Source organism: Novosphingobium aeonii, assembly GCF_052279045.1.
Classification (GTDB): Bacteria; Pseudomonadota; Alphaproteobacteria; order Sphingomonadales; family Sphingomonadaceae; genus Novosphingobium.
Genome location: NZ_CP176832.1, coordinates 2,767,439 through 2,792,268, shown reverse-complemented (window position 1 = coordinate 2,792,268; position 24,830 = coordinate 2,767,439). Strand labels below are relative to the sequence as shown.

General features: G+C 67.5%; 18 protein-coding genes. 15 read left to right on the top strand and 3 right to left on the bottom strand.

Going from position 1 to position 24,830, the window contains the following annotated elements; translation table 11 throughout:
• The first annotated feature begins 50 nt into the window (after positions 1-50).
• The 9 genes from ACLIMP_RS13455 (at position 51) to ACLIMP_RS13415 (ending at position 10,650) form a co-directional block, all read left to right on the top strand.
• Positions 51-635, top strand: a complete 585-nt coding sequence (locus tag ACLIMP_RS13455; protein WP_185997011.1) for an RNA polymerase sigma factor — start codon at positions 51-53, stop codon at positions 633-635.
• A complete protein-coding gene (locus ACLIMP_RS13450) occupies positions 619-1,581 on the top strand; it encodes a FecR family protein (RefSeq protein ID WP_324696063.1) in 963 nt (320 codons plus the stop codon). The genes ACLIMP_RS13455 and ACLIMP_RS13450 overlap by 17 nt, the downstream gene beginning before the upstream one ends.
• On the top strand, positions 1,559-3,952 hold the full coding sequence (locus ACLIMP_RS13445; protein WP_443477899.1) for a TonB-dependent receptor: 2,394 nt from the start codon (positions 1,559-1,561) through the stop codon (positions 3,950-3,952). Before ACLIMP_RS13450 ends, ACLIMP_RS13445 begins: the two co-directional genes overlap by 23 nt.
• Complete coding sequence (locus ACLIMP_RS13440) at positions 3,939-4,706, top strand: polysaccharide deacetylase family protein (protein ID WP_324696059.1); 768 nt, start codon at positions 3,939-3,941, stop codon at positions 4,704-4,706. The genes ACLIMP_RS13445 and ACLIMP_RS13440 overlap by 14 nt, the downstream gene beginning before the upstream one ends.
• A 54-nt stretch (positions 4,707-4,760) precedes the next feature.
• Entirely contained in the window at positions 4,761-5,924 is a 1,164-nt protein-coding gene (locus tag ACLIMP_RS13435) for a glycosyltransferase (RefSeq protein WP_324696057.1), read from the top strand.
• A 123-nt stretch (positions 5,925-6,047) separates the two neighbouring features.
• Entirely contained in the window at positions 6,048-6,920 is an 873-nt protein-coding gene (locus ACLIMP_RS13430) for a hypothetical protein (RefSeq protein WP_292636433.1), read from the top strand.
• Between the two features lie 52 nt (positions 6,921-6,972).
• Positions 6,973-8,166: a CDP-glycerol glycerophosphotransferase family protein gene (locus ACLIMP_RS13425; RefSeq protein WP_324696052.1), complete on the top strand. Its 1,194-nt coding sequence runs from the start codon at positions 6,973-6,975 to the stop codon at positions 8,164-8,166.
• On the top strand, positions 8,163-9,557 hold the full coding sequence (locus tag ACLIMP_RS13420) for a lipopolysaccharide biosynthesis protein (protein WP_324696050.1): 1,395 nt from the start codon (positions 8,163-8,165) through the stop codon (positions 9,555-9,557). Before ACLIMP_RS13425 ends, ACLIMP_RS13420 begins: the two co-directional genes overlap by 4 nt.
• Positions 9,558-9,561: 4 nt before the next feature.
• Positions 9,562-10,650: a glycosyltransferase family 4 protein gene (locus ACLIMP_RS13415; protein WP_054440467.1), complete on the top strand. Its 1,089-nt coding sequence runs from the start codon at positions 9,562-9,564 to the stop codon at positions 10,648-10,650.
• On the opposite strand, the gene ACLIMP_RS13410 is transcribed toward ACLIMP_RS13415, so the two are convergent.
• From ACLIMP_RS13410 to ACLIMP_RS13400, 3 genes are read right to left on the bottom strand one after another with little or no spacing between them, the layout of a single operon-like run.
• Positions 10,616-11,512, bottom strand: a complete 897-nt coding sequence (locus ACLIMP_RS13410) for a glucosamine inositolphosphorylceramide transferase family protein (RefSeq protein WP_324696048.1) — start codon at positions 11,510-11,512, stop codon at positions 10,616-10,618. The genes ACLIMP_RS13415 and ACLIMP_RS13410 overlap by 35 nt on opposite strands.
• 6 nt (positions 11,513-11,518) lie before the next feature.
• The gene (locus ACLIMP_RS13405; protein WP_054440463.1) at positions 11,519-12,952 is read right to left on the bottom strand and encodes a sensor histidine kinase; all 1,434 of its coding nucleotides are present in this window, start codon (positions 12,950-12,952) and stop codon (positions 11,519-11,521) included.
• The gene (locus tag ACLIMP_RS13400) at positions 12,945-13,619 is read right to left on the bottom strand and encodes a winged helix-turn-helix domain-containing protein (RefSeq protein ID WP_443477898.1); all 675 of its coding nucleotides are present in this window, start codon (positions 13,617-13,619) and stop codon (positions 12,945-12,947) included. Before ACLIMP_RS13400 ends, ACLIMP_RS13405 begins: the two co-directional genes overlap by 8 nt.
• A gap of 272 nt (positions 13,620-13,891) precedes the next feature.
• On the opposite strand from ACLIMP_RS13400, the gene ACLIMP_RS13395 reads away from it, so the two are divergent.
• From ACLIMP_RS13395 to ACLIMP_RS13370, 6 genes are read left to right on the top strand one after another with little or no spacing between them, the layout of a single operon-like run.
• Positions 13,892-15,223 carry a TolC family protein gene (locus ACLIMP_RS13395; protein ID WP_324699061.1) on the top strand — a complete coding sequence of 444 codons (1,332 nt, stop codon included), beginning with the start codon at positions 13,892-13,894 and terminating at the stop codon, positions 15,221-15,223.
• Between the two features lie 5 nt (positions 15,224-15,228).
• Positions 15,229-16,248 (top strand): efflux RND transporter periplasmic adaptor subunit, encoded by a 1,020-nt coding sequence (locus ACLIMP_RS13390; protein WP_185998737.1) that lies wholly within the window; start codon positions 15,229-15,231, stop codon positions 16,246-16,248.
• On the top strand, positions 16,248-19,319 hold the full coding sequence (locus ACLIMP_RS13385) for an efflux RND transporter permease subunit (protein ID WP_324696042.1): 3,072 nt from the start codon (positions 16,248-16,250) through the stop codon (positions 19,317-19,319). The genes ACLIMP_RS13390 and ACLIMP_RS13385 overlap by 1 nt, the downstream gene beginning before the upstream one ends.
• Before the next feature lie 43 nt (positions 19,320-19,362).
• Positions 19,363-20,343: an efflux RND transporter periplasmic adaptor subunit gene (locus tag ACLIMP_RS13380; RefSeq protein WP_324696040.1), complete on the top strand. Its 981-nt coding sequence runs from the start codon at positions 19,363-19,365 to the stop codon at positions 20,341-20,343.
• A complete protein-coding gene (locus tag ACLIMP_RS13375; protein ID WP_324696038.1) occupies positions 20,343-23,444 on the top strand; it encodes an efflux RND transporter permease subunit in 3,102 nt (1,033 codons plus the stop codon). Before ACLIMP_RS13380 ends, ACLIMP_RS13375 begins: the two co-directional genes overlap by 1 nt.
• On the top strand, positions 23,441-24,826 hold the full coding sequence (locus ACLIMP_RS13370; protein ID WP_324696036.1) for a TolC family protein: 1,386 nt from the start codon (positions 23,441-23,443) through the stop codon (positions 24,824-24,826). Before ACLIMP_RS13375 ends, ACLIMP_RS13370 begins: the two co-directional genes overlap by 4 nt.
• Positions 24,827-24,830 lie beyond the last annotated feature (4 nt).

Sequence of the window (24,830 nt, the reverse complement as noted above, 5' to 3'; positions counted from 1 at the left end):
ATCTGCTTTACCTGAGAGAGGAAAGAGCGCTTGCGCAGGAAGGACGGGCTATGACGTCGCTCGGGCAGGAGGTGCCTGCCGATGGAGGACTACGGCAGGTATGCCTCGCCATGCGGGGCGAACTGCGGCGCTTCCTGCTGGCCCGCCGGGTAAGCGAGGCGGATGTCGAGGACTTGTTGCAGGATCTGTTCCTTCGCCTTGAAACCACGGTGACGGGGCCGGTCCGCGCACCGCGCGCCTATCTCTACCAGATGGTCAACAACATGGCTCACACTCGGCGGCGCACGGAAACGCGCCGCCAGTCCCGCGATGCGGGCTGGATCGACGCGCGGGACGGCGAGGAACAGGCCGATGCCGCGCCCGACGCCGAAGCCACGCTCGTGGCCCGTGACCAGCTGGCCCGCGTGGAAGCCCGGCTTGCCCAGTTGCCGGAGCGGACCGCCTACGTCTTCCGCCAGTTCAGGATCGAAGGCGCGTCGCAGAAGGACATCGCGGGGCATCTCGGGATAAGCCTGAGCGCGGTGGAAAAGCATTTGCAGCGCGCCTATCGCGCGGTGCTCGAAATTCGCGCCCGGCTGGACGATGCAGCCGGCGGGGCCGGAAGAACAGGAGGGTTCGATGATTCGTCCCGATGACGAGGGCATTCATGGGCAGGCAATCGCCTGGCATGTGCGGCTCGCCGATGCGAGCGAGGAGGACTGGGGCGAGTTCGCCGCCTGGCTCGAGGCGGATGCGCGCCACAACGATGCCTACGAGGCCGTTTGCGACGAGGATCTGGCGCTCTCTCCCGCCGTGGCTTTGGCGAGGCAGGAGAATTTTCGGACAGAGGCGGAAGCCGGGCATCGGGATGCTGCCGTCTCGCCGATCGGCGCGCGGCGGCCCGGACGCTGGATGTGGCCGGCCATGGCGGCGACCGTGGCGCTTGTCGCCGCCGGGTCATGGATGGCCGTGGGAGGATGGGACCGGTCCTACACCGTGACGACGGCGCCGGGCGAAGCACGGACGATCGCGCTATCCGACGGCAGCAGGATCATGCTGAACGGCGGCACCGAACTGGTGCTGCGCCAGTCCGACCCGCGCGTTGCCGAACTCAAGGCCGGGGAGGCGCAGTTCTCCGTCCGTCACAATGCGGAAAAGCCCTTCACCCTGACCGTCGGTTCGCAGCGCGTGGTCGATGTGGGGACCGTGTTCAACGTTCGCTCCGGCAGCGGCGGGGTGCAGGTGGAAGTGTCCGAAGGGGCGGTCCGGTTCGAGGACGGCATTACGCGCCTTCGCCTCAATGCCGGCGATACCCTGAAGGCGAGCGGCGACAGGCTGATGGAAGGAAGCAAGGCCGCCGCCGACATCGGCGCATGGACGCGCGGCAAGCTGGTCTACCGCGATGCGCCGCTCGTGGAAGTCGCGGGCGACATTACCCGGGCGCGGGGGATTGCCATCGAACTGGGCCCCGATCTATCGAAGACAAGTTTCACGGGCGTGATACAGCTGGACGGGGACAATGCGGCGCTGCAACGGCGTGTCGAGGTCCTGATTGGTGCGAAGGTGACCGAAACTGCCGATGGTTGGTCGATCACACGTTAACCGGTTCCTTCCCGCTCTATTGGCGGTCGCCGTCAACACGATGCAGGCCGCTCCGGCGCTGGCAGCGGAGACGCATGTTTTCGCGGTGCCGGCGGGGCGGCTTTCGGACGCCTTGCTGGCCCTTGCGCAGCAGGCGGGAATCTCGATCGCGCTCGGCGATCCCAGGCTGGATACCCTGCGTTCGCGCGGGATTTCGGGCCGTCACGATGTAGCCGAGGCGTTGCGGCGAATTCTCGCCGGAAGCGGGTACGACTTCGTCTTCGTCGATTCCCGTACCGTGCGGCTGGTGAAGCGCGCCGCTGCGCCCGCCATCGCTCCCAGGGCGCCGCGCATGGGGGCGGCTCCTGCTATCCGGCCAGTGCCTGTCCCGGAGGTGGCGGGGCCGGACATTCTCGTCACGGCGACCAAGCAGCGCCTTGGCCTTGCCGACTATCCCGCCAGCCTGGCGGTGGTGGAGCCTGACCGCGAGGAACTGGCACGGGCAGGCGGGCGCGGAACCGGCTATATCCTGGGCAAGCTGCCGGAGCTGTCCTCGACCAATCTGGGGCCGGGCCGGAACAAGATATTCATCCGCGGCATCGCCGACAGCAGCTTCAACGGCACCAGCCAGTCTACGATCAGCCAGTATCTGGGCGAGATGCGGCTGATCTACTCCGCGCCTGACCCCGATCTTGCCTTGCATGACATCGCCCGCGTCGAAGTGCTGGAAGGGCCGCAGGGCACGCTCTACGGGGCGGGAACCCTTGGCGGCATCATCCGCCTTGTCCCGACGCCGCCCGATCCGGGAAAGACCTCGCTCGAAGGGGCGTTCGGCGTCCGCCTCACGCAGGACGGCGCGCCGGGCGGCGACGGGGCGCTCGTGGCGAACCTGCCGCTGGCAAGGGATCGACTGGCCCTGCGCGCCGTGGTCTACCGCACCGTCGACGGCGGCTATATCGACGATGCCGCGCGCGGTCTGAGGGACATCAACCGCAACGTCATGACGGGGTTTCGCGCGGCGCTTCGCTGGCAGCCGGATGCGGCATGGACGGTGGATGTCACTCTGGCCGGACAGGACCTCAATTCCCGCGACGGGCAATATACCCTGCGCGGAGAGCCCGATCTGGTTCGTTCGTCCGCGATCGCGCAGCCGTTCGACAACGACTATCGCCTGGCCGGCGTGACCCTGTCCCGCGATTGGGGTGAAACCCGGCTGACTTCTGCCACCGGCTATGCCCGGCAGAGCATCGACACCGTGTTCGATGCCACCACCTCCGCATCGCCGCAGATCCGGCAGTACGAGGAGGATGTCGCGGTAAAGCTGCTCTCGCACGAGACGCGGCTGAGCGGGAACTGGGGCAATGGCGGGACATGGCTCGTGGGTCTGGGCCTGGTCAACAATATCGACCGTGCGGTGCGCAGGCTCGGCGCGCCCGGTGCGCTGGACACGCTCTCCAATCTCGCCAACACGACACTGGATGCGGCAGCTTTCGGCGAGTTCGGCATTCCTCTGCGGCGCAATGTCCAGCTCACGCTCGGGGGGCGGTTCAGCTACGTTCGCCAGACCAGCGAATTCATGGGGCAGGGTGGCCTCGATTTCGAGCCGGTGCGCCGCCAGCAGCGTTTTCTGCCCTCCGTTGCGTTGTCATGGAAGCCGGGAGCAGGGGTGCTGGCCTATGGCCGATATCAGCAGGGCTATCGCCCCGGGGGTCTTCAGGTAACCGGCTCCGCGGCCGATCCCAGCGCGGATCGCTTCGTGTCCGACCGCATCCAGACGGTTGAGCTGGGCCTGCGCTTCGGCATGGAGAAGGGCGCCCGCCTGTCCGGCAGCCTGACCGCTTCGCTCGCTCGCTGGCGGAATATCCAGGCCGATCTCGTTGCCATAGACGGGCTGCCCTACGTGGCGAACATCGGTTCGGGCCGGGTAGGAAATCTGGCCTTTTCGCTGGCCTGGCGCCCGGTGGACGCCCTGTCGCTGGAGGCGGCGGGTTTCCTCAATTCCAGCAGCCTGTCCGATCCCGCCCCGGGCTTCGACAACATCAGCGACCGAGACTTGCCCAACGTCGCCGACCAGGGATGGCGCACGGCGGCCAAGTTCGTCCATTCGCTTGGCTGGGCGGACCTCACGCTCGATACGGCGATACGCCATGTCGGGCGTTCGAAACTGGCGATCCTTTCCCCCTTCGCGCTGACACAGGGGCGTTACTACGACCTCTCGGCGGGCGGCCGGCTGTCATTCGGCCGCTGGGGGCTGTCGCTCGACCTTGCGAACATTCTCAACGACCGGGGCAACACTTTTGCCTTCGGCAATCCCTTCACGGTGGCTCAGGGTCTGCAGCAGACACCGATGCGCCCGCGTTCCCTGAGGATCGGCGTCGATGCCCAGTTCTGAACTCCGCAATAGCGCTGAGACCCGGCGCCTGCTCGTCTCGATCCACGATGTCGCCCCTTGCTTCGAAAGCGAGGTGGACCGGCTTGTCGAGATTCTGGAGGCCCGGCTGGGCGCGGCGCGTTTCGCCATGCTGGTCGTGCCCGATCACTGGGGGCGGGCATCGCTTTCGCAAGCGCCGCGTTTCCAGGCACGGCTAAGGGGCTGGGCCGAGGCCGGGGTCGAGATGTTCGTTCACGGCTGGTACCATCGCGACGATGCCGTCCACGGCGGCGGGGCGGGCTTCAAGGCGCGCCACATGACGGCGGGAGAGGGCGAATTCCTTGGCCTTTCCCAAGCCGAAGCCTTGCGGCGAATGCGCGACGGCAAGGCCCTGCTGGAAGACATCGTGGGCATGCCGGCGGCCGGTTTCATCGCTCCGGCCTGGCTTTACGGGCCGGGCGCGATGGCGGCGATGGAAGAATGCGGTTTCGCGCTGGCGGAAGACCATTTCCGCGTCTGGCAGCCGGGCAACGCGGACCGGCCGCTCGCGCGCGGCCCGGTCATCACCTGGGCAAGCCGCAGCACCATGCGCACGGCCTCTTCGCTGTTCTTTGCCGCGCTCGCCCGGCGGGCCATGCAGCGCCAGCGCGTGGTGCGCATCGCCGTCCATCCCGGAGACGTGACGAAGGCGTCATTGGTGCGCAGTATCGATCGCACCCTTGCCGCATTCTCCGCCGGGCACGTTCCGGGCCGCTACGCCGAACTGCTCGCCTGAAAAAATCCTCCGGGGCGCAGTGTGGGTCCGGAGGAATGCCGGAGTCATATCGGCATGACCGAACCTCTCAGGATCGTCCTTCCCATTCACAGCTTTGAGCCGGGCGGGGTTGAGCGCGTCGCGCTGAACCTGGCCCGGCACTGGCAGGACGCCGGGCACGACGTGGTCGTCGTGCTGGGGCGAAACGAGGGCCCGGACCGCGCCTGCGCGCCGCCCGGCCTGCGGTACTGGAGTTGTCGCAGCTTCATCCCCACCGCGCCTTTCGAAACGATCTGGATGATGTGGTGCCTGTGCCTCTATCTGGCGCGGGGCCGGGCCGATGTGCTGTTCTGCCCCGGCAACACCTACACCGTGGTCTGCGTGGTGATGAAGCTGCTGCTGGGCGATCGCTGCCCGCCGGTTGTGGTGAAAGTGAGCAACGACCTTGTTCGCGCCGACAAGCCGCTGCTCCGCCGGCTGTGGTACCGGCTCTGGCTGCGCCTGAACGGACTGTTCCTCGATCGCTTCGTGGCGCTGGCCGAGCCGATGTTCGACGAAGTCGTCAAGGGCATGGGCGTCGCCGCGCATCGGGTGACGACGATCCACGATCCGGCGCTGGACCGGCGCCGCTTCGAACGGTTGCAGGCGATGCCTCGAGAGCGCGCGGCGGGCCGGGCGCTGCGCTACCTCGCGGTAGGGCGGCTGGCGGCGCAGAAGAATGTCGAGATGTTGCTGATGGCTTTCGCCTCGGGGTTCAGGCCGGGTGACCGGCTCACCATCGTTGGCGCGGGGCCGGAGCTTGGCGCGTTACGGCGGGTCGTGCGGACCATGGCGCTGCGGGGTATCGTGACGTTCACCGGCCACCTTCCGTCTCCAGACGAGCATCTCCGGACCTCGGACTGCCTGCTGCTCTCCTCGAACTACGAAGGGGTGCCCGCCGTCGTGATCGAGGCCATCGCCGCGGGCCTGCCGGTCATCGCCACCGATTGCTGCGCCAGCATGAAGAGCTTGCTGGGGGGCGGCACGCGGGGGGTGCTGGTGCCTGTCGGCGACGTGCACGCCATGGCGCAGGCCATTGCCCGCCCGGAACGGCTGCCTCAGCCGGGCCCCGGCGAACGGGCATATGCTGCACGGTTCTCGCTCGAACTGGCCGCAACTTCGTATCTTGCGGTCATGCGCGAGGCCGTTGCCGTGTCCGATCAGGTGCGCACCGCACTCCTCCCGGAGCTGCTGCGTTAGGTCGCGGCCCCACTCCCTTCACAAGACCCGAGGACGATCCGTTTGCTCCCATCTGCCATGCCTGCTGCGCCGTCGCCGCGCTTTCCCCCGCTCCAGGCCCAGGACAGGGCTTCGCGTTTTCGCATGGCGGCCTTGTTGCCGCTGCTGTTCTCGGTGCTCGTGGCGCTGGCCGTGGTGCTGGCGATGAGAGGCATGGACCCGGCGCGGATTTACGCCATGGTCCCGCGCGCGCCGTCCTTCTGGATCGTGTTCGCCGTGTTCTACCTTGCCGGACCGCTCAGCGAATGGGCGATCTTCCACCGGCTCTGGAACCTGCCCGCAGGCGGACTGGTGCCGCTGCTGCGCAAGCTCGTGTGCAACGAACTGCTCTTCGGCTATCTGGGAGAGGCCTACTTCTACACATGGGCGCGCCGCCGCCGCGCGATGACCGCGGCGCCGTTCGGCGCGATCAAGGACGTGGCGATTCTTTCCGCCATGGCCGGCAACGGGGTGACGCTGTTCCTGCTTCTGGCGGTGGTGCCGTTCGTTTCCGCCGGCGATCTCGGGCTGGAGAACGATTCCGTCCTCGTCTCGCTGGGCGTGGTGCTCGTCACCTCGATCGCGGCGATGTTCCTGCGCCGACGCATCTTTTCCCTACCGCGAGAGGAACTGGGCGCGATCCTGGGCATCCATCTGCTGCGCATCGCCGCAACCACGATCCTGTCCGCGGTGCTCTGGCACATGGTGCTGCCGCATGTGCCGGTGGCCTCATGGCTCCTGCTTTCGACCCTGCGCCTGCTGGTTTCCCGGCTGCCCTTCGTGCCCAACAAGGACGTGGCTTTCGCGGGGCTCGCGGTCTTCACGCTCGGGCATGAGACAAGCATCGCCGCCCTGATGACGATGATGGCCTCGGTGATCCTGCTGGTCCACGTGCTGCTCGGCCTCGCGTTGGTGGCCCTGGATGTCCTGCGCCATGTCTCGGGCCCCGCCGGAGCGGAGGAAGCAGGGCACCCATAAAAAATCGAGGCGGCGGGATGCGGGTGTGCTGCCGGTGCGGAGTCCATGCACCATGCGCATAGGATTCCTGTTCAACCACGACCAGATTCACCAGGTCGCCCACAGCCTGCCGATTGCCATGGCCATGGCCGATCAGGGTTTCCCGGGCGAATTGATCGTTGCGACCACGAACGCGGCCCTCGCCGCCGAAGTGCGCCGCCTGGCCGGTGACTATCTCGGCAGGACGATCCGGCATGTCGAACTGGGCCCTTCCACGCTGTCGCGCAGCATGGACGCCTTGCTGGGGCGCGTCGTGCCTGCCGCCAAACTGCTCATCTACCGCGACAATCTCCCGTTTTTCCGCAGTCTCGACGTGCTTGTGGTGGCCGAGAAGACCTCGCTCATCCTCAAGAAGCGCTACGGCCTTCACGATCTCGCGATCGTTCATACCAGACACGGCGCCGGAGACCGGGCGATCGGCTTCGACAAGGCCAGTGCCTGTTTCGATCATGTGCTCTGTTCGGGCACGAAAGTCCGCGACCGCCTGGTGTCCGAAGCCCGGGTCGAACCCACGCGGATCAGCATCGTCGGCTATCCCAAGTTCGACGTCCTGCCCAGCCGGATCGCCAGACGCTTCCTGCCGGCGGGGGAGCGCGTGGTGCTCTACAACCCGCATTGCTCGCCGCATCTGTCCTCGTGGTATCGGCACGGGCACGGCGTTTTCGAGCATTTCCTGAACGACGAGGGCAGCGGGCTGGTCTTTGCACCGCACGTCATGCTGTTCCAGCGGCAGTTCGTCGTGGCCATCGACAAGCTCAGCATCGAAAAGGCGGGGGCCATTCCGCAGCGCTTCCTGCGGGGCGAGAATATCAAGATCGACCTCGGCAGCCGCGCCTCGACCGACATGACCTATACGCTGTCCTCCGATATCTACCTCGGCGATGCCAGCAGCCAGGTCTACGAATTCATGCTGCGCCCGAGGCCCTGCATCTTCCTCAACAGCCACGGGCACGAATGGCGCGGCGATCCCAATTTCCTCCACTGGACAGCGGGCGAGGTCATCCGCAAACCGGACGAGCTGCCGGCCGCGATCGACCGTGCCGAGCAACTGCACGAGGAGCACTATCGCGCGGTGCAGGAGCAACTTTTCGCCAGCAGTTTCGATCTGCAGGACACGCCGTCCTCGGTTCGCGCCGCCATCGCCATCGCGACCTTCGCAGAGCATCGGTCGCCGTCCTTCCGCCCCATGAACCGTCTTTCGGCATGAAGCCGCTCGACGCATTCTTCTGGCGCCGCGCGGCCGGTGAAGGGCCGATCCGCAGGCAGGACAGCCCGGTTCGGCCGGAGGCGTTGCCCGGCGGCATAGTGGGCCGCATCTTCGCCTCACTCGGCATGGTCCTGGGCGGGAAGGCCGGCGCGGGGCTGGTCAGCCTGGCCTATCTGCTGCTGGCGACGCGTTTCCTGGGGCCGACCGAATATGGCGTGCTCGTGCTGGTCCATGCCTATATCACCACGGTTTGCGGCATCGTCGAGTTTCCGTCGTGGCAGGCCATCGTGCGGTATGGAGCCGAGGCCCAGCGGCAGGAAGATCCGCATCGCCTCGTCCGCCTGCTGCGCTTCGGGGCGAAGGTTGAGCTGGTCGGCGGCGTGCTGGCGATACTTTCCGCGGCTCTGCTGGTGCCGCTGGTGGGCGGGCATCTCGGCTGGCCGCCGAAAGCCATGGCCTTCGCACCGTTCTATGCCCTGGCCGTGCTGGGATCGGTGCGCTCTACTCCGGCGGGATATCTCCAGCTCTGCGGGCGTTTCGACCTGCTGGGACTGCACAATCTGGTGCAGCCGCTCTTCCGACTTGGCGGCGCGCTGATCGTCATTGCCTGCGGCTGGGGTATCCGCTCCTTCCTGTTCGCATGGCTGGTCGCCGCGCTGGCCGAGTTCGCGCTCATGTGGGGCATGGGGATATGGCTCGCCGCCCGCAATCTCGGCGCGGCCTTGCCGCATCCTGCGGGTAGCGCCGCGCCCGGCGGCGCGGCGCAGGAGAACCCGGGAATCTGGCGCTTCCTCATCGCCAGCAATGCCGACGTGACTCTAAGCGAACTGGCGGGAAGAGTGGCGCCGCTGGTGGTGGGCTGGGTGCTGGGACCGGCGATGGCGGGGCTCTATTCGGTCGCGCAGCGCGCGACCGTCATCATCGCGCAGCCGGCCCAGATACTGGGCAATACCGCATATGCAGAACTGGCCCATGTGGTTGCCGATGGCCGGGGCGGCGAAGCGCTGCGCCGGATATTGCGAAAGATCGTGACGGTCGGTCTGGTCGCGGCAACGCCGGTGGTGCTGGTCGTGGCGGTGTTCCCGCAGCAGATCCTCCAGCTCCTTGCGGGCCGGGCCTTCACCGAGGCTGCCGGCGTGATGATCGTGCTGGTACTGGCCCGGGCGATAGCGCTGATCGGACCGCCGTGCAGTTCGGCCATTTCCGCGCTGGGCCATCCGTCGCGGTCGATGGCCGCGAACCTTTTTGCAAGCCTCGTGTTCCTCTCGGCCATGCCCTGGCTGCTCCAGCGCTACGGGCTGATGGGGGCAGGTATCCAGGCACTGGGACAGGCCATTCTTGCCAGCGGGCTGCTCGTGCTGCTCGTCTGGCGCAGCAGCATGGGCCGCTAGGACGATGCGGATCGCCTATATCATCAATTCGGTGGAAGGCGGCGGCGCGGCGCTGCCGGTGCCGTCGATCGCGCGGGTGCTGGCAGAGGCCGGGGCCACGGTTCGCGTCTTCGCGCTGACCCGGCGGGACGGCAGGGCGCTTGCCGCGATGGAAGCCGCCGGGCTCGCCCCCTGCGTGCGTGACGGCGGCGACAAGGACCACGCACAGGCGCTGCGCTGGCTCCTGCGCGAGTTGAGGGCATGGCACGCCACGCACTTGTGGACCTCGCTGAGCCGGGCGACGGCGCTGGGCCTGCTGGCCGGCCCGAGGCTGGGCCTGCCGGTCGTCTGCTGGCAGCACGCTGCCTTCCTCAAGCCGTGGAACCTCCGCCTGCTGCGCGCGCTGCAACCGCGGGCGAGGCTGTGGGTCGCGGATTCGCAGACCGTTGCCGGGTTCATGAAGGACCGGCTCGGGATAAGGCCGGAACGGATCGCGACCTGGCCGATCTACGCCGTCGATCCGCGAATGCCGGTCGCCCGGGCCTGGCAGCCGGGGCAGGTGCTGCGGATCGGCAGCCTCGGCCGGCTTCATCCGGTAAAGGGCTACGATGTCCTGATCGAGGCGCTGGCGCGGTTGCGGCAGAACGGCTTTACGGCGCCGGTGCCCTGGACGCTGGACATCGCCGGCGAGGGAAGCGAGCGCGGCGCGCTGGAGGCACAGGCGAAGGCGGCGAGGATCGGCGACATTCGCTTGCCGGGCTATGCCGAGGATCCAAAGCGATTTCTGGCAACGCGGCACCTCTACGTGCAGCCTTCCCGTTCGGAAGGGTTCTGCATCGCGGCGCATGAGGGGCTTACCGCAGGCCTTCCCGTCATCGCCTCCAGCGTGGGCGAACTGGTCCATTCGGTAAGGCCTTTCGAGACAGGCTGGCTCTGTCCGCCGGAAAGCCCCGCCGCGCTCGCCGAGAACCTGCGTCAGGCGCTGAGCTATCCCAGCAGGCTGGCCGACATGGGGCAGGCAAGCCGCCGGGATATGCTCGCCCGCTTTTCTCCGGCGAACTTCGCGCGCGCGGGGACTGCTATCTGCGAGCGTATCGCCCCGCCGCCCGTTTGAGATCGAGCGCCATGCCCGCCAGCGAACGGTCGATGGTCTTCACATCGATGAGGGTGACGGCGCCGCACGCGCTCAGGGTATGCATGCCTTCGTACCGGCCCGAAGGACCGGAGGGGATCGCCATCGCATCGCCTGCTTCGGCCGAGAATCCGGTCTCGTCGAGGCGATCGATCCAGAGCGGACGGATCGCGCCGCCGTAAGTCCGCATGCAGTCCTGCGTCGGGAGCATGATGCGCCCCTCCACGACCAGCGGGGTTCCGCCGGGGCGCGAGGATTGCCGCCCGCGTCGCACCGGATTGCCGGGGTGCGGCGTCCACCGGCCCGTGAGTGTATCCGCCCAGGCGACGTGAAGCGTGCCCAGCTTGGTGTCGCGACTTTCGGCCGACGAATAGAACAGCCACCATCGGCCCTCATGTCGCAGGATCGATGCGTCGACTGGCAGGCAGTCCACCTCGATCGTGCATTCCGGGCGCCAGCGGTCCAGCGCGTCATCGCCGCGATAGAGCGTCAACTTGCCCGAGCGATGCGCCTCCGGCAGCATCCAGACCGCGCCTTCGCCCTGAAAGACTTGCGGATAGGACAAGTGCCAGGGCTCCTCCAGCACCAGTCGGCGATCGATCAGCGTGAAGCTCCGGTCGAACGTCAGCCGTTCGATCACCCCGTGACGTGTGCGGTAATCGTATTGCTCGGCAAAGACGTGAAGCCGGTTGCCGTCGTCGAAGCCGAAAGGGTCGGCCAGGAAGGTGAACGCGGGTTCCTGCGGGAACCACACGATGTCCGCTGCGGCATAGTCCGCCGCGAGCACCCGGCTTGCCGGGTGCGGCAGCAATCCGCACTGCCAGATGTCCTTGCGTCTAGGCATGGGCCCTCATAGCTCGCTGCCCGGCTTCGGCAACCGTGCATGTTCCATCAGAATTTCACCGGAACCGCCGGAAAGCTGGAACCTCACGCTTATTCGCAGGCCGGGCCGATTGTCCTCCAGCAGAAGCGGGGCGTCATGCAGGGCCGCGATGGCGCGCACCAGCGACAGGCCGAGGCCGGAACCCGGTGTGCTGCGGCTCGCGTCCAGGCGGTAGAACCGGACCAGCACCTTGTCGCGCTCCTCGGGCGGGATGCCGGGGCCGTCGTCGGCCACTTCGGCAAGCACCGATCCGCCGCGATGCGCGACGCGCAGGGTCAGCCGCGTTCCCGGCGGTGTGTGGATCAGCGCGTTTTCCACCAGGTTGGTGAACATCTGGGCCAGCAATTCGCCATCGCCCAGCACCGCAAGTCCCGGCTCGATGCAGGTCTCCAGACGCTTGCCGGCATCTTCCGCGACCGGCTCGTAAGCCAGCCCCACCCGTTCCACGATCTCGCTGATGTCCACCGGGGCGAGCCTGCCGCGTCCGGCGCCGCCCTCCAGCGTGCCGATGCGCAGCAAGGCCCGGAAGATGGCGAGGATTTCGTCGGTCTGCTCCAGCGAAACGTCGATGCCGGCATCGTAGGCATCGATCGTCTGCTGGCCGCGTAGGGCCTCCAGCTGCTGGCGGAGACGGGTGAGAGGGGTTCTCAGGTCGTGCGCGATGTCGGTAGATACCTGGCGCAGGCCCTCCATCAGGCCCTGGATGCGGTCGAGCATGAGATTGAGGTTGCTGGACAATTCGTCGAACTCGGGCCCCATGCCGATGGCCGGAAGCCGCTCGTCCATGGCCCCGGCCATGATCCTGCTCACCGAAGTGTTGACCCCGTGCAGACGGCGCACGAACAGACTGCCGACGAAGTAGCCTCCGACCAGCGCGAACAGGGTAATGCCGACCCCGCAGGCCAGCGTGAACGCCCGCAGCCGCGCCATCAGCGCGCGGACATCGAACGTGTCCGTGGCAACCACAAGATGGAGCCCGTCCGGCAAGGCTGTGCCGAGGGTCTGGAAGGTTTCCATCGCCTCGCCCCGCACGGCCACGTTGACTTCCCGGACGCTGAGCGTGCCGCGCCCGTCGAGCCGGACGCCGGAGGGCAGGTCGCCCGCGATCCGGATGCCGTCGCCGCGCACCAGGCGGAACCGGAACTGGGGATCTTTGCCGGTGTGGGAATGGCGGCGGATGGCGTCGGTGAGGCCGGAAAGGCCGAGTGCCCGATATTCCGATGCCAGCACCTTGGCTTCGTTGCTGAGAGTCCCGTCCGTTGCCGCGACGGCATAGCCTTCGATCTGGCGCTGCACCGCCACGAGCACGAGCAGCGAGCCCACCGCGAAGACGGCGGCAAACAGCACGGCGAAGCGGAACGCCCCGCTGCGCAGGACATTGCGGCTAAGCGGCTCAGCCACCGTCGATCCGATATCCCGCCCCCCGGACCGTCTGGATCAATTCGCGATCGAAGCCGCGATCCACCTTGGTGCGCAGCCGGCTCATGTGGCTCTCTATGATGTTGCTGCGCGGATCGAAGTGGAACGACCAGACGTTCTCCAGCAACATCGTGCGCGTCACCAGTTCGCCGGCGTGGCGCATGAGGTATTCGAGCAGCTTGAACTCCTGCGCCTGCAGTTCGATCTTTCCGCCCGCGCGCATCACGGTGCGGCGGATCAGGTCCACTTCCAGATCGGCGACTTTCAGGACCGCTACGGCGTCGGGAATCGGAGGTCGCCGCAGCAGCGCATTGAGGCGCGCCACCAGTTCCGATACGGCAAACGGCTTCACGAGATAATCGTCGGCACCCGCTTCGAGGCCCTGGACCCGGTCGTCCACGCCATCCATCGCCGTCAGCAGCAGGACCGGCGTGCGAATGCCGGCGGCACGCAGCGCCTTCATCACGCTGAGGCCGTCAACGCCCGGGACCATGCGATCGAGCACCAGCACATCGTACTGGCCGCTCGTCGCCATGAACAGCGCGTCGGCGCCAGAGCTGCAGCCGTCGATCACATGGCCCGCGGATTCGAGCGATCGTCCGACGTGCCTTTGCAGCTCTTCATCATCCTCGAGGAAGAGGATTTTCATCTCGGCCCGTTCTCCGCGGCAGGTACTTGTATCGCCTCCATTATGGCGCACACTCGGCATCGCCATGCAAGTTGGGAATTCCTAACATTCGGCTCACCTTGGGCGAATGTACCTGCTCTTATTACGCGTCCGAAGGTCTTGCCGGAGGTGATTGGCGATAATGGCATGCAGCGCATCGAAGATCGTCCTTGCGGAACAGGCATAGCGCCGTGGCACGCTCTTTCGCCGCCATGCGTCCGCATCCCCTTGGTCCCGTCCTGATCCGGGGCGCGATGAAGGTTCTGATCGGCATCGCCGTGGCCACGGTCAGCGGCTGCGCGCATTACACGCCGCTTCCGCTGCCGACTTCGGCGCCGCTGGCAAGCGATGTGCAGGGCCTGTCCGGCGAGGCGCCGTCCGCGCCGCTTTCGGTGAACGAGGTGGCATTGCTGGCGCTGGCGAACAATCCCGATCTCCAGGCCGTCCGGGCGGGCAGGGCGGTCGCCTCGGGGCAGACGAGGCAGGCGGGCCTGCTGCCCAATCCGTCGTTGTCTGCCGCCTTTCTTCCGCTTCTGTCCGGTGCGGGCACGGTGCCGGGCTGGAACATCGGCATCGCGCAGGACATCAAGGCGCTGATCACCTACAAGTCGCGGCGCCGCGCCGCATCGGACAGCGAGCGGCAGGTCGCCGCAGACGTGGTCTGGCAGGAGTGGCAGGTTGCCGGAAAGGCCCGCCAACTCGCGGCGAGCCTGATAATGGGCGCGCGCAGCCGCCCGGTCTACGTCGAGGCCTATGAACTGCTCCGCAGCAGGAACGCCCGGCTGGAGACCGCGCTGGCCGCGCGGACCGTGACCTTGAGCACCGTCGCGCCCGATCGCGTGGCGCTGCAATCGGCCCGCGCCGCGCTCGATGCGCTCGATCAGAACCAGCTTGCCCTGCGCCATCAGCTCAATGCCCTGCTCGGGCTCCGGCCCGATGCGGTGATCGCGCTGGCGGACAAGGCGGAGCTGCCGCCTTTCGATCCTGCGCAAATCAGGGCGACCCTTGCCGACCTGCCAGGTCGGCGCCCGGATCTGCTCGCCCTGCGCATGGGCTATGCCTCTGCTGACGAGTCCGTCCGGCAAGCCATCCTGTCGCAGTTCCCGGACTTCGTGCTGGGCGGCAGCGCGGCGAGCGACAATTCCAAAGTGGTCAGCGGCGGCCCCAACGTCACCCTCGGCCTGCCGATCTTCGACCGCGGGCAGGGCAACATCGCCATCGCCAATGCGACGCGGGCCAGGCTTCATGCCGAGTATGCCGCGCGTCTGGCGGCGACTGTCGGCGAAGTCGGCGCTTTGCTGGCGGAGACGGAACAACTCGCGGCCCAGCTCGAAAATGTGCGCCGCGACCTTCCTGCCGCCCGCATGGCTGCGGAACGGGCAAGGACCGCTTTCTCCGCATCGAACCTCGATGAGCGCGCCTACCTCGATCTCGCCGCGAACCGCTTCGCCAAGGAACAGGAAGCGATGACGCTGGAAGCTGCCCTGCTGGACCGCAAGATCGCGATCCTGACGCTTACGGGGGCCGGGCTGCCCACTGCCGACCTTCCCTCGGAGCCCGCCCCGGAACCCGGAGTGAACCCTTGAAAATCATGCATTTCCCGATTGCCGCTACCCTGCTGGTACTCAGCGCCTGCGGGAGCGGCCCTTCGGAGCCCGACAGGACGCCAAGCGTCCTCGTCACGGTCGTGCGGCCGGTGCGCGGGGCGCTTCCAGCCACGATCACCGCCTATGGCTCCGCCTCGCCGTCCGAGGCGGGTACATCCTCCATCAGCATGGCGCAGCCCGGACAGCTCACTTCACTGGCGGTGACGCAGGGCACTGCGGTGCGGGCGGGGCAGGTGCTGGGCACCTTCGCCGTCGCGCCTTCCGCAAGGAGCGCCTACCTGCAAGCCGCCGATGCCCTTGCGGCGGCAGAGAAGCAGCGCCGCTCGGCCGCGCAGCTCCTGTCCCAGCAACTTGCGACGTCCGACCAGCTCGTCCAGGCAGACAAGGCAGTTGCCGATGCGCGCACCGCGCTGGCCGCGCTTGCGGCCGAAGGCGCGGGCAGGTCGGTTCAGACGCTCACGGCGCCGTTCGCCGGTATCGTCACTTCGGTTACGGCCGCGAGCGGCGATCGCTTGCAGCCCGGCGCTGCGATCATGACCCTTGCCCGTCAGGGCGGAATAGTCGTGACCGTCGGCATCGATCCCGCGGAGCGGGGCGGCGTGGCTCCCGGGCAGGCGGCCAGCATGAAACGCCTTTCGGGCGGCGGCGGCATCGCCGGAAAGGTGGTGCGGGTGGACGGCATGCTCAACCCGAAGACACGGATGGTCGATGTAGACCTCGGCTTCCCGGCCGGTGCGCTGCTGCCGGGAGAGGGCATGGAAGTTGCCATCCGCACCGGCGACGTGGCGGGATGGGTCGTGCCTCATGCGGCGGTCGTCACGGCAGGAGGCCCCGCGCGCATCTTCCAGGAGGCCGGTGGCAAGGCCAAGGCCGTGCCGGTGCAGGTCCGGCTTTCCTCCCCCGAGGGTGACGTGGTGGACGGGCCGGTAGATCCCCGTCGGCCGATCATCGTCGAGGGGGCCTATCAGGTGAACGACGGCGATGCCGTGCGGTGGGGGCGTTGATGCTCGAACGTCTGCTGCGCTCGCAATCGCGCGCCTTCGTGCTGGTTGCGCTGGCGATGGCGCTGGCCGGGCTGATCGCGGCGTTCTCGCTGCCGATCGGGTTGTTTCCGCAAGTCTCGTTTCCCCGCGTCGTCGTCGATCTCGATGCAGGCAGCCGTCCCGCCGACCAGACCGCGCTGACGGTGACCCGTCCGGTGGAGGAAGCCATTCGCGCGGTGCCCGGTGTGCAGGACGTGCGCTCGGAAACCAGTCGCGGTTCGGCGCAGATCTCCATCGACTTCGGCTGGGGCCGCGACATGGTGTCGAGCACGCTGATGGTCGATTCCGCCATCGCCCGCATCCTGCCGACCTTGCCCGCCGGAACACAGTACGACGTGCGCCGGATGGACCCGACGGTGTTCCCGATCATCTCCTATGCGCTGGTTTCCGACACCGCCGATCCGGTCGCCCTGCAGGACTTCGCGCGCTATCAGGTCACGCCGCTGCTGTCCTCGATCCCCGGCCTTGCCCGCGTGGGTGTGCAGGGCGGCGAGACTGCCGAAGTCCAGGTTCTGGCCGATCCGCAGCGCCTTGCCGATCACAACCTCGCCATGGCGGACCTTGCAGCCGCGATCCGGGGCGGCAACGTGCTCAGCGCGGTGGGCCAGGTGCAGGATCGCGGCCGCCTGTCTCTGGTGATCGCCGACCGCAGCGTGCCGGGCGCGGATCAGGTCGGCAATATCGTCGTCCAGTCGGACCCCGCCGGAATCGTCCGCGTGCGCGACGTGGCGACCGTCCAGAACGGCACCGTGCCGCAATGGCAGCGCATCGTCGAGGATGGGCGGCCGGCGGTGCTCTTCAACATCTATGAGCAGCCGGACGGCAATGCCGTGCAGATCGCGCGGGAAGTGCAGGCCAAGCTGGCGACCCTGAAGCTGCCTGCAGGCGTCAGGCTGGTGAACTGGTACGACCAGAGCGAACTGGTCACGCAATCCGTGGCGAGCGTTCGCGACGCGGTGCTGATCGGCCTGGTCCTTGCCGGGCTGGTGCTGCTCTGGTTCCTGCGCAGCTGGCGCGTGACGCTGGTGGCCGCGATCGTGGTTCCCGCCACGCTGGCGGCCACGGTGCTGGTGCTCAGTGCGCTCGGAATGTCGTTCAACATCATGACGCTGGGCGGCATCGCGGCGGCTGTCGGCCTGCTGATCGACGACGTGATCGTCATGGTCGAGCACATCGCCCGGCGCGCCGGTGCCAGCGGCAAGGACGGCGCGGTGGCGGGCAAGGATGCAGTGTTCCCCGCCGCGCGCGAATTCATGGCGCCGCTCACCGGATCGAGCCTGGCAACGCTGATCGTGTTCCTGCCACTCTCGTTCCTGACGGGCGTGACCGGGGCCTTCTCCAAGGCGCTTTCGGTGACCATGGCCGCCGCGCTTGCGATCTCATGGGCGATGACGGCCTTCGTCGTGCCGGTGCTGGTCCACCGGCTGGTGGACTTCGGCAAGTGGCGCGATCCGGGCGAGGCGGGAGAGGGGCGCCTGGGACGCGCGCACGACCGGACGCTCGATGCGCTGGGGCGCAGGCCGTGGCTGCTGGCCGCTATCCTCGTGCCGCTGCTGATCGTGGGATATCTCGGCTACAGCAATGTGCCCACCGGCTTCATGCCCCGGGTCGACGAGGGCGGTTTCGTCATGGATTACTACACCGCGCCGGGAACCTCGCTTGATGAAAGCACGCGGCAGATCGCGCAAGTCGACCGTATCCTGAGCGGCAATCCGCAAGTGCTCACGTTTTCCCGCCGCCTCGGCACCGGGCTGGGCGGGGACCTTGGCCAGAGCTACCACGGAGACTATTTCGTCCGCCTGAAGCCCGGCCATGCCACGCCGACCGAGGAACTGGCCGCCGCCGTCGCGGACGAAGTTTCCATGAAAGTCCCCGGTGTCGAGGTCGAAGTGGCGCAGCTCATGGAAGACCTCATCGGCGACCTGACCGCCGTGCCGCAGCCCATCGAAGTGAAGCTGTTCTCGTCCGATCCGTCGGTGCTCGACGATCAGGCGAAGAAGGTGGCTAAAGTCGTTTCCGGGATTTCCGGCGTGGTCGAGGTCAAGGACGGCGTACAGCTTGCGGGCGATGCCATCGATGTGGCCGTCGATCCGGTGCGTGCCGGAATGGAAGGCGTCTTGCCCGCCGACGTCGAGACCCAGCTAGCAGACGCGCTCAGCGGCACCGTCGCCACAACGCTGCCCCAGGCGAGCAAGACGGTCGACGTGCGGGTTCGCCTGCCGAATGCCACGACCATGAGCGAAACCGAACTCGCCCGCCTGCCGATCCGGGCGAGCGATGGACACCTGTTTCCGCTGTCGCGCGTGGCCAGCCTGACATCGGTCGCCGGCCAGCCACAGATCGCGCGTGAGAATCTGGAACCGATGGTGGCGGTGACGGGCCGCATCCAGGGACGCGGCATCGGCGCGGCGGTTGCCGACGTTACCGCCGCGCTCGACAGGCCCGGTGTTCTCGCGCCCGGGGTGCGCTACGAGATGGGCGGGCTCTATCAGCAACAGCAGATCGCTTTCTCCGGGCTTCTGCATGTCTTCGGTGCCGCTCTGGTCGCCGAATTCATCCTTCTGCTCGTGCTTTACCGGCGCCTTTGGCTGCCGGTCATCATCATCGGCTGCTCGTTGCTTTCGACGACAGCGGTCTTCACCGGGCTGTGGCTTGCCGGGGTGGATCTCAACATCACCGCGCTGATGGGCATGACCATGATCATCGGTATCGGCACCGAAATGGCGATTTTCTACGTTTCCGAGTTCGAGGAGATGTCCCGTCACATGCCGCCCGCAGATGCCGCGCGCGAGGCGAGCCGCAACCGTGTGCGCCCGATCACGATGACGACGCTGGCCGCCATTCTCACGCTGCTGCCGCTTGCGCTGGCGATCGGGCAGGGCTCCGGCATCCAGCAGCCGCTGGCCATCGCGATCGTCTCCGGCCTGCTGCTGCAATATCCGCTGGTCCTGCTGGCCATGCCGCTCCTCGTGCGGCTGACCTTGCCGAAGACAGGAAACGGGCCGGGACGCAAACATTGGGAATTTGTATAGGGACGTCCAGCGCCGCCCAATGCGCGCCGGGTAAGCGTCGGCCATGCGCCAGCTTGCCTATCTGACCCTGCCGATCGCCCTTGCGGCCTGTAGCAAAACGGATTCGCGGAGCTCCGCGCCGCCATCCCATGCCGAACTGATCGCTCATGAAAGCGAATTGCTGAAGTTGACGTTGACGCCGGAGGCGCAGCGCCGGCTCGGCATTGTCACGGCGCGGCCGGGAGGCGGCGCGGCCGGGCAAGTCCGGCAGGTGACCGGCGAGATCGTGGTTCCTCCCACCACGGCCAACGGGGTGCCTACCAACTCGCTCACCAACCTCCAGCAGGTCGGCGCGCAGCAGGCGGCGGCCGATGGCGAAGTGGCGCGAACCGAGGCTCAGGCGCGACTGGCGCGGATCGCCCTGACCCGCGCCGAAAACCTCGTGCGGGAGGAAGCAGGAAGCATCCGGGCGCGGGACGAAGCGGCGGCGGCCTTCGCGGCAGCGCAGGCCGGGCTTGGCGCCGCACGGCAGCAGAGAGCACTGCTGGGGCCGGCGATAGGATCGCTCGGCAATCAGTCCGTTCTCTGGGTGAGGGCCTCGGTCTTCGCCAGCGATGTCGGCGCGATCCAGCGGGGTGGCTCCGCCACGGTTCGGGCGCTCGGCGCGGATGCGGTGTCGCACAGCGCACGCCCCGTCCAGGCCCCGCCCTCCGCCGACGGAACGGCCGGCACCGTGGATATCTATTACGCGCTCGGCAACGACGGGCGCAGCTTCCGTGTCGGGCAGCGCGTGGCGGTGGACCTGCCGCTTTCCGGCAGAACCCAGGGTCTTTCGGTCGCCTCCTCGGCTATCGTTCGGGACATCTACGGCGGGGAATGGCTCTATCGGCGGACAGGCAAGGACACTTTCGTCCGGCAGCGCGTCGAAGTGGCGAGTGAAACCGGCGGCACCGCATTGCTCGCGCGGGGGCTGGAGCCGGGCGCCGAAGTCGTGACGGTAGGCGCGGCAGAGCTGTTCGGCACCGAATTCGGGGCGGCTCACTGATGCTGGCCGGTCTTGTCCGTTTCGCGCTGGTCCAGCGCGTGCTCGTGCTTGCCCTGGCCGCATTGCTTGTCGTGCTGGGCGTAAGGGCGGGCCGCGATGTCCCGCTTGACGTCTTTCCAGAATTTGCGCCGCCCATGGTCGAAATCCAGACCGAGGCGCCCGGCCTGTCCACCGAAGAAGTGGAAAGCCTTGTCACCGTGCCGATCGAGACCGCGGTCAATGGCGTGCCCGACCTGATGACGCTGCGCTCGAAGTCCGTGCTTGGGTTGTCCTCGGTGCAGATCCTTTTCGCGCGCGGGACCGATGTGATGCGCGCGCGCCAGATGGTGGGGGAGCGCATCGCGCAGGTCCAGCCCCGCCTGCCGGTGGCGGCGCGCCAACCGGTGCTCATGCCGCCGCTCTCTTCCACCAGCCGCGCGATGAAGATCGGGATCACCTCGGCCAGGCTGGATCAGATGAAGCTTTCGGAGCTGGTTCGCTGGACCATCCGCCCCCGGCTGATGGCGGTCCCCGGCGTTGCCAATGTCGCCGTCTGGGGCCAGCGCGACCGCCAGCTTCAGGTCCTCGTCGATCCGGACCGGCTTCGCGCCGCGGGCGTCACCCTTGCCGAAGTGCGGGCTGCAGCAGGAGACGCGGTTCTGGTGGGCGGCGGCGGCTTCATCGACACGCCGAACCAGCGTCTTGCCGTTCAGCAGGGCGGCATGGTGCAGGACGCCGCGCAACTGGGGCAGGCCATCGTGCGCCAGTCCGGCAATGCGCCGGTGAGGATTGCCGATGTCGCCCGCGTGGTGGACGGTCACGCACCGCCCATCGGCAACGCCATCATCGACGACGTTCCCGGCATCATGCTGATTGTCGAGAAGCAGCCGACCGCCAATACGCTGGAACTGACCCACGCGGTCGAAGCCGCTCTTGATGAACTGAAGCCGGGCCTGACGGACGTGAAGGTCGACACGACCATCTTCCGTCCCGCCACGTTCATCGAGCGTTCGATCGACAACCTGACACGGGCGCTGCTGATCGGCTGCGCACTGGTGGCGGCGGTCCTGTTCCTATTCACCAGGGACTGGCGGCAGGCGGTGATCAGCCTCACGGCGATTCCGCTTTCGCTGCTTGGCGCGGGGCTGGTGCTGCTGTGGAGCGGGGCGACGATCAACGTCATGGTGATCGCCGGGCTGGTCATCGCGCTGGGCGAAGTGGTGGATGATGCGATCATCGACGTGGAGAACATCGCCCGGCGGCTACGGCTCAACCGCGAGGCGGAAGATGTCAGGCCCGCCTTTGCGGTGGTGCTCGCCGCCTCGCTGGAAGTGCGCTCGGCGGTCGTTTTCGCCTCGCTGATAGTGATGCTCGTGTTCCTGCCGATCTTCTTCCTCGGCGGCGTGGCGGGCACCTTCTTCCAGCCCCTGGCGGTCGCCTACGTACTTGCGATCGCGGCTTCGCTGCTGGTTGCGCTGACGGTGACACCGGCGCTCTGCCTTTTGATCCTTCCCAACGCTCCGGTGACGCAGGAACGCGATACCCGCTTCGTACGCTGGCTGAAGCGCGGCTATTCCGGCGCGTTGCCCTGGGTCTTGATGCGCTCGCGCATGGCGGGGGGTGTCGTTGCAGGAGGACTGGTGCTCGCGGGGCTGGGCTATGCGGGGTTCAAGGACCAGTTCCTTCCCGACTTTCGCGAGACAGACTTCCTCATGCATTTCGTGGAGAAGCCGGGCACTTCGATCGAGGCGATGGACCGCATCACCATGCGTGCCTCGAAGGAACTGCGCGCGATACCCGGTGTGCGCAATTTCGGAGCGCATATCGGCCGTGCCGAACAGGCTGACGAGGTCGTCGGGCCGAACTTCACCGAATTGTGGATCAGCCTTGACGAACAGGCCGACCATGATGCGTCCGTTGCCCGCATCAAGCGCGTGATCGACGGCTACCCCGGCCTGTTCCGCGACGTGCTCACCTATCTGCGCGAGCGTATCAAGGAAGTGCTCACAGGCGCGGGTGCCACTGTGGTCGTGCGGATATACGGGCCCGATCAGGCGGAACTGCGCGCCGCAGGTGAGCGCGTTCGCGATGCCGTGGCGGGGGTGGGCGGTGTTTCCGATCTCAAATTGGAAAGCCAGGTGCTCGTGCCTCAATTGCGCATCCGACCGCGCCCGGAGGAGCTGGCCCGTCTGGGGCTGACCGCCGGCGAGGTGCGCCGTCAGGCCCAGACGCTTGTGGCGCAGCAGAAAGTGGGCGAGATCTACCGGGACCAGAAATCGTTCGACGTCACGCTCTGGGGCGAGCCCCGGGTTCGCGGCTCTATCCACGCCTTGCGTGACCTGATGATCCAGTCGCCCGCCGGAGCACCCGTGCGCCTTTCGGACGTCGCCGAGGTGGAAGTGGTTCCCGCGCCTAACGAGGTGAAGCGTGAAAACGGCCAGCGCCGCCTCGACGTGACCATGAACGTTGCCGGAGCGGACCTTGGAACGGTGGCGCGCGGGGTGGAGGCTGCCGTTGCCAAAGTGCCCTTCGCCGCGGGTTATCATCCCGAAGTGCTGGGTGAATACGCTGCCTTGAAGGAATCGCGCCAGCGGCTCTGGACGACCGGCGCGCTCTGCCTTCTCGGCGTGCTGCTGCTGGTCTGGATCGAGTTCCGCTCGCGCCGGATCACGGCGCTGGTCGGCGTCAGCCTGCCTTTCGCGCTTGTCGGGGGCGTCGTCGCGGTCGCGCTCACCGGTGGGGTGCTGTCGCTGGGCTCGCTCGTGGGCTTCGTAACGGTGATCGGCATAGCGGCGCGCAACGGCATCATGCTGCTTTCGCATTACCGGCATCTTGAACGTGAGGAGGGCATGGCATTCGGCCGCGAACTCGTGCTGCGCGGCGCCGAGGAAAGGCTGGTGCCGATCCTGATGACCGCCGCCTGCGCCGGTCTGGCGCTGGTTCCGCTGATTGCGGCGGGCAATGCCCCGGGCCACGAGATCGAACATCCCATGGCCATCGTCATTCTTGGCGGGCTGGTATCGTCGACCTTGCTCAATCTCTTCCTGATGCCCGCGCTCTACGCAAGGTACGGCCAGGAACGCGCAGAAGGACCGGTCCGGGGCGCGGAGGTATCGGCATGATCTTGCGCCTTCCACTATGGGCCGGTCCGCTCGCCGCGCTGGCCGTGACCGGATGCATGGCCCCTCCCGCGCCGATCAAGCCGGAAATTCCGCCAGCGGCTGCCGGCCGCTTCGCCGATCTCCCGGTCGCGACGCTCGACCCGGTGCCCGAAGACTGGTGGCGCCTCTACGAGGATCCAGCACTGGATTCCCTCGTCGAAGCCAGTCTCCTGGCCAATGCCGATCTGCGCGTCGCTTATGCCAATCTCGAAGGCGCGCGCGCGGCCTCGAGATTGGCGCGCGCTGCGCGGCTTCCCACCACGACGATCGAAAGCGCGCTCACCGTCGACGATCCCGGCAACCAGCCCGGTGCGGTGTCCGTTCCGGCGAGCGACTGGGATATCGCGGCGACCGCAAGCTGGGATATCGACCTGTTCGGTCGGCTCCGGTCCGGCGCGCTCGCCGCCAGCGCCGATGCCGAAGCGCAGGCGGCGGCGCTTGATGGAGTCAGGGTTGCGGTCGTGGCCGATACGGTTCAGGCCTATCTCGAATCCTGTGCCGCCTCGCAGGCAATCGCAGAGGCTGGGGCGGTGGCAGCAGCGCAGGAGCGCTCGCTTGCGCTGGTTCGCGAACAGTTGTCGGCCGGGGAAGTCTCGCCGCTGGAAGTTTCGCAGGCAGCCACCCTGGCTGCCTCGACCAGAGCGGGTATCGCGCCGTTCGAGGCGGCGCGCGCGAATGCGCTCTATCGGCTCACCACGCTGAGAGGTCGCCCCCCCGCCGAGGCGCGCGTCGATGGGCCGGGCTGCACGATGATCCCGCGCCTGAAGGTGCCGGCGCCGGTCGGGGACGGCACTGCACTGCTGCTCCGCCGGCCCGATGTGCGCGAGGCCGAACGCAGGCTGGCAGCCTCTGCCGCCCGGATCGGCGTGGCGCGCGCCGACCTCTATCCCCGCGTCAATCTGGGCGGGGCGCTGGGCCTGCTCTCGGGCGGTTTCGACGCGGCCATATCGCCGCTGATAACCTGGGCCTTTCCCAATCAAGGGCCGGCACGGGCGAAGCTTGCTCAAGCCCGGGCTGCGGAGCAGGCCGCCCTTGCCGGCTGGGATGTAGCGGTCCTGAAGGCGCTCCGGGAGGTCGAGACCGCGCTTGCCGCCTACGATGCCGAACTGCGACGCAATCGCGATCTCGGGGCTGCGGCAGATGAGGCACGCGCTTATGCCCGCCGGTCCGCGGCGCGCGTCCGGCTGGGCGATGCGGCAAGCCTGCTCCAGATCGATGCCGAGCGCACCCTGGCTGCCGCGCGCCTTGCGAAAATCCAGAGCGATCTTGCGGTCGCCCAGGCGGAAGTCGCGCTCTTTCGCGCGCTCGGTGGCGGCTGGCGTAGCGGGTCGCAGGCGCGCTAGGCTG

Bases quoted from the DNA above. Each gene is read 5' to 3' on its own strand.
- ACLIMP_RS13455 (WP_185997011.1), top strand. From the start codon at position 51: ATGACGTCGCTCGGGCAGGAGGTGCCTGCCGATGGAGGACTACGGCAG.
- ACLIMP_RS13450 (WP_324696063.1), top strand. From the start codon at position 619: ATGATTCGTCCCGATGACGAGGGCATTCATGGGCAGGCAATCGCCTGG.
- ACLIMP_RS13445 (WP_443477899.1), top strand. From the start codon at position 1,559: ATGGTTGGTCGATCACACGTTAACCGGTTCCTTCCCGCTCTATTGGCG.
- ACLIMP_RS13440 (WP_324696059.1), top strand. From the start codon at position 3,939: ATGCCCAGTTCTGAACTCCGCAATAGCGCTGAGACCCGGCGCCTGCTC.
- ACLIMP_RS13435 (WP_324696057.1), top strand. From the start codon at position 4,761: ATGACCGAACCTCTCAGGATCGTCCTTCCCATTCACAGCTTTGAGCCG.
- ACLIMP_RS13430 (WP_292636433.1), top strand. From the start codon at position 6,048: ATGGCGGCCTTGTTGCCGCTGCTGTTCTCGGTGCTCGTGGCGCTGGCC.
- ACLIMP_RS13425 (WP_324696052.1), top strand. From the start codon at position 6,973: ATGCGCATAGGATTCCTGTTCAACCACGACCAGATTCACCAGGTCGCC.
- ACLIMP_RS13420 (WP_324696050.1), top strand. From the start codon at position 8,163: ATGAAGCCGCTCGACGCATTCTTCTGGCGCCGCGCGGCCGGTGAAGGG.
- ACLIMP_RS13415 (WP_054440467.1), top strand. From the start codon at position 9,562: ATGCGGATCGCCTATATCATCAATTCGGTGGAAGGCGGCGGCGCGGCG.
- ACLIMP_RS13410 (WP_324696048.1), bottom strand. From the start codon at position 11,512: ATGCCTAGACGCAAGGACATCTGGCAGTGCGGATTGCTGCCGCACCCG.
- ACLIMP_RS13400 (WP_443477898.1), bottom strand. From the start codon at position 13,619: ATGAAAATCCTCTTCCTCGAGGATGATGAAGAGCTGCAAAGGCACGTC.
- ACLIMP_RS13395 (WP_324699061.1), top strand. From the start codon at position 13,892: ATGAAGGTTCTGATCGGCATCGCCGTGGCCACGGTCAGCGGCTGCGCG.
- ACLIMP_RS13390 (WP_185998737.1), top strand. From the start codon at position 15,229: ATGCATTTCCCGATTGCCGCTACCCTGCTGGTACTCAGCGCCTGCGGG.
- ACLIMP_RS13385 (WP_324696042.1), top strand. From the start codon at position 16,248: ATGCTCGAACGTCTGCTGCGCTCGCAATCGCGCGCCTTCGTGCTGGTT.
- ACLIMP_RS13380 (WP_324696040.1), top strand. From the start codon at position 19,363: ATGCGCCAGCTTGCCTATCTGACCCTGCCGATCGCCCTTGCGGCCTGT.
- ACLIMP_RS13375 (WP_324696038.1), top strand. From the start codon at position 20,343: ATGCTGGCCGGTCTTGTCCGTTTCGCGCTGGTCCAGCGCGTGCTCGTG.
- ACLIMP_RS13370 (WP_324696036.1), top strand. From the start codon at position 23,441: ATGATCTTGCGCCTTCCACTATGGGCCGGTCCGCTCGCCGCGCTGGCC.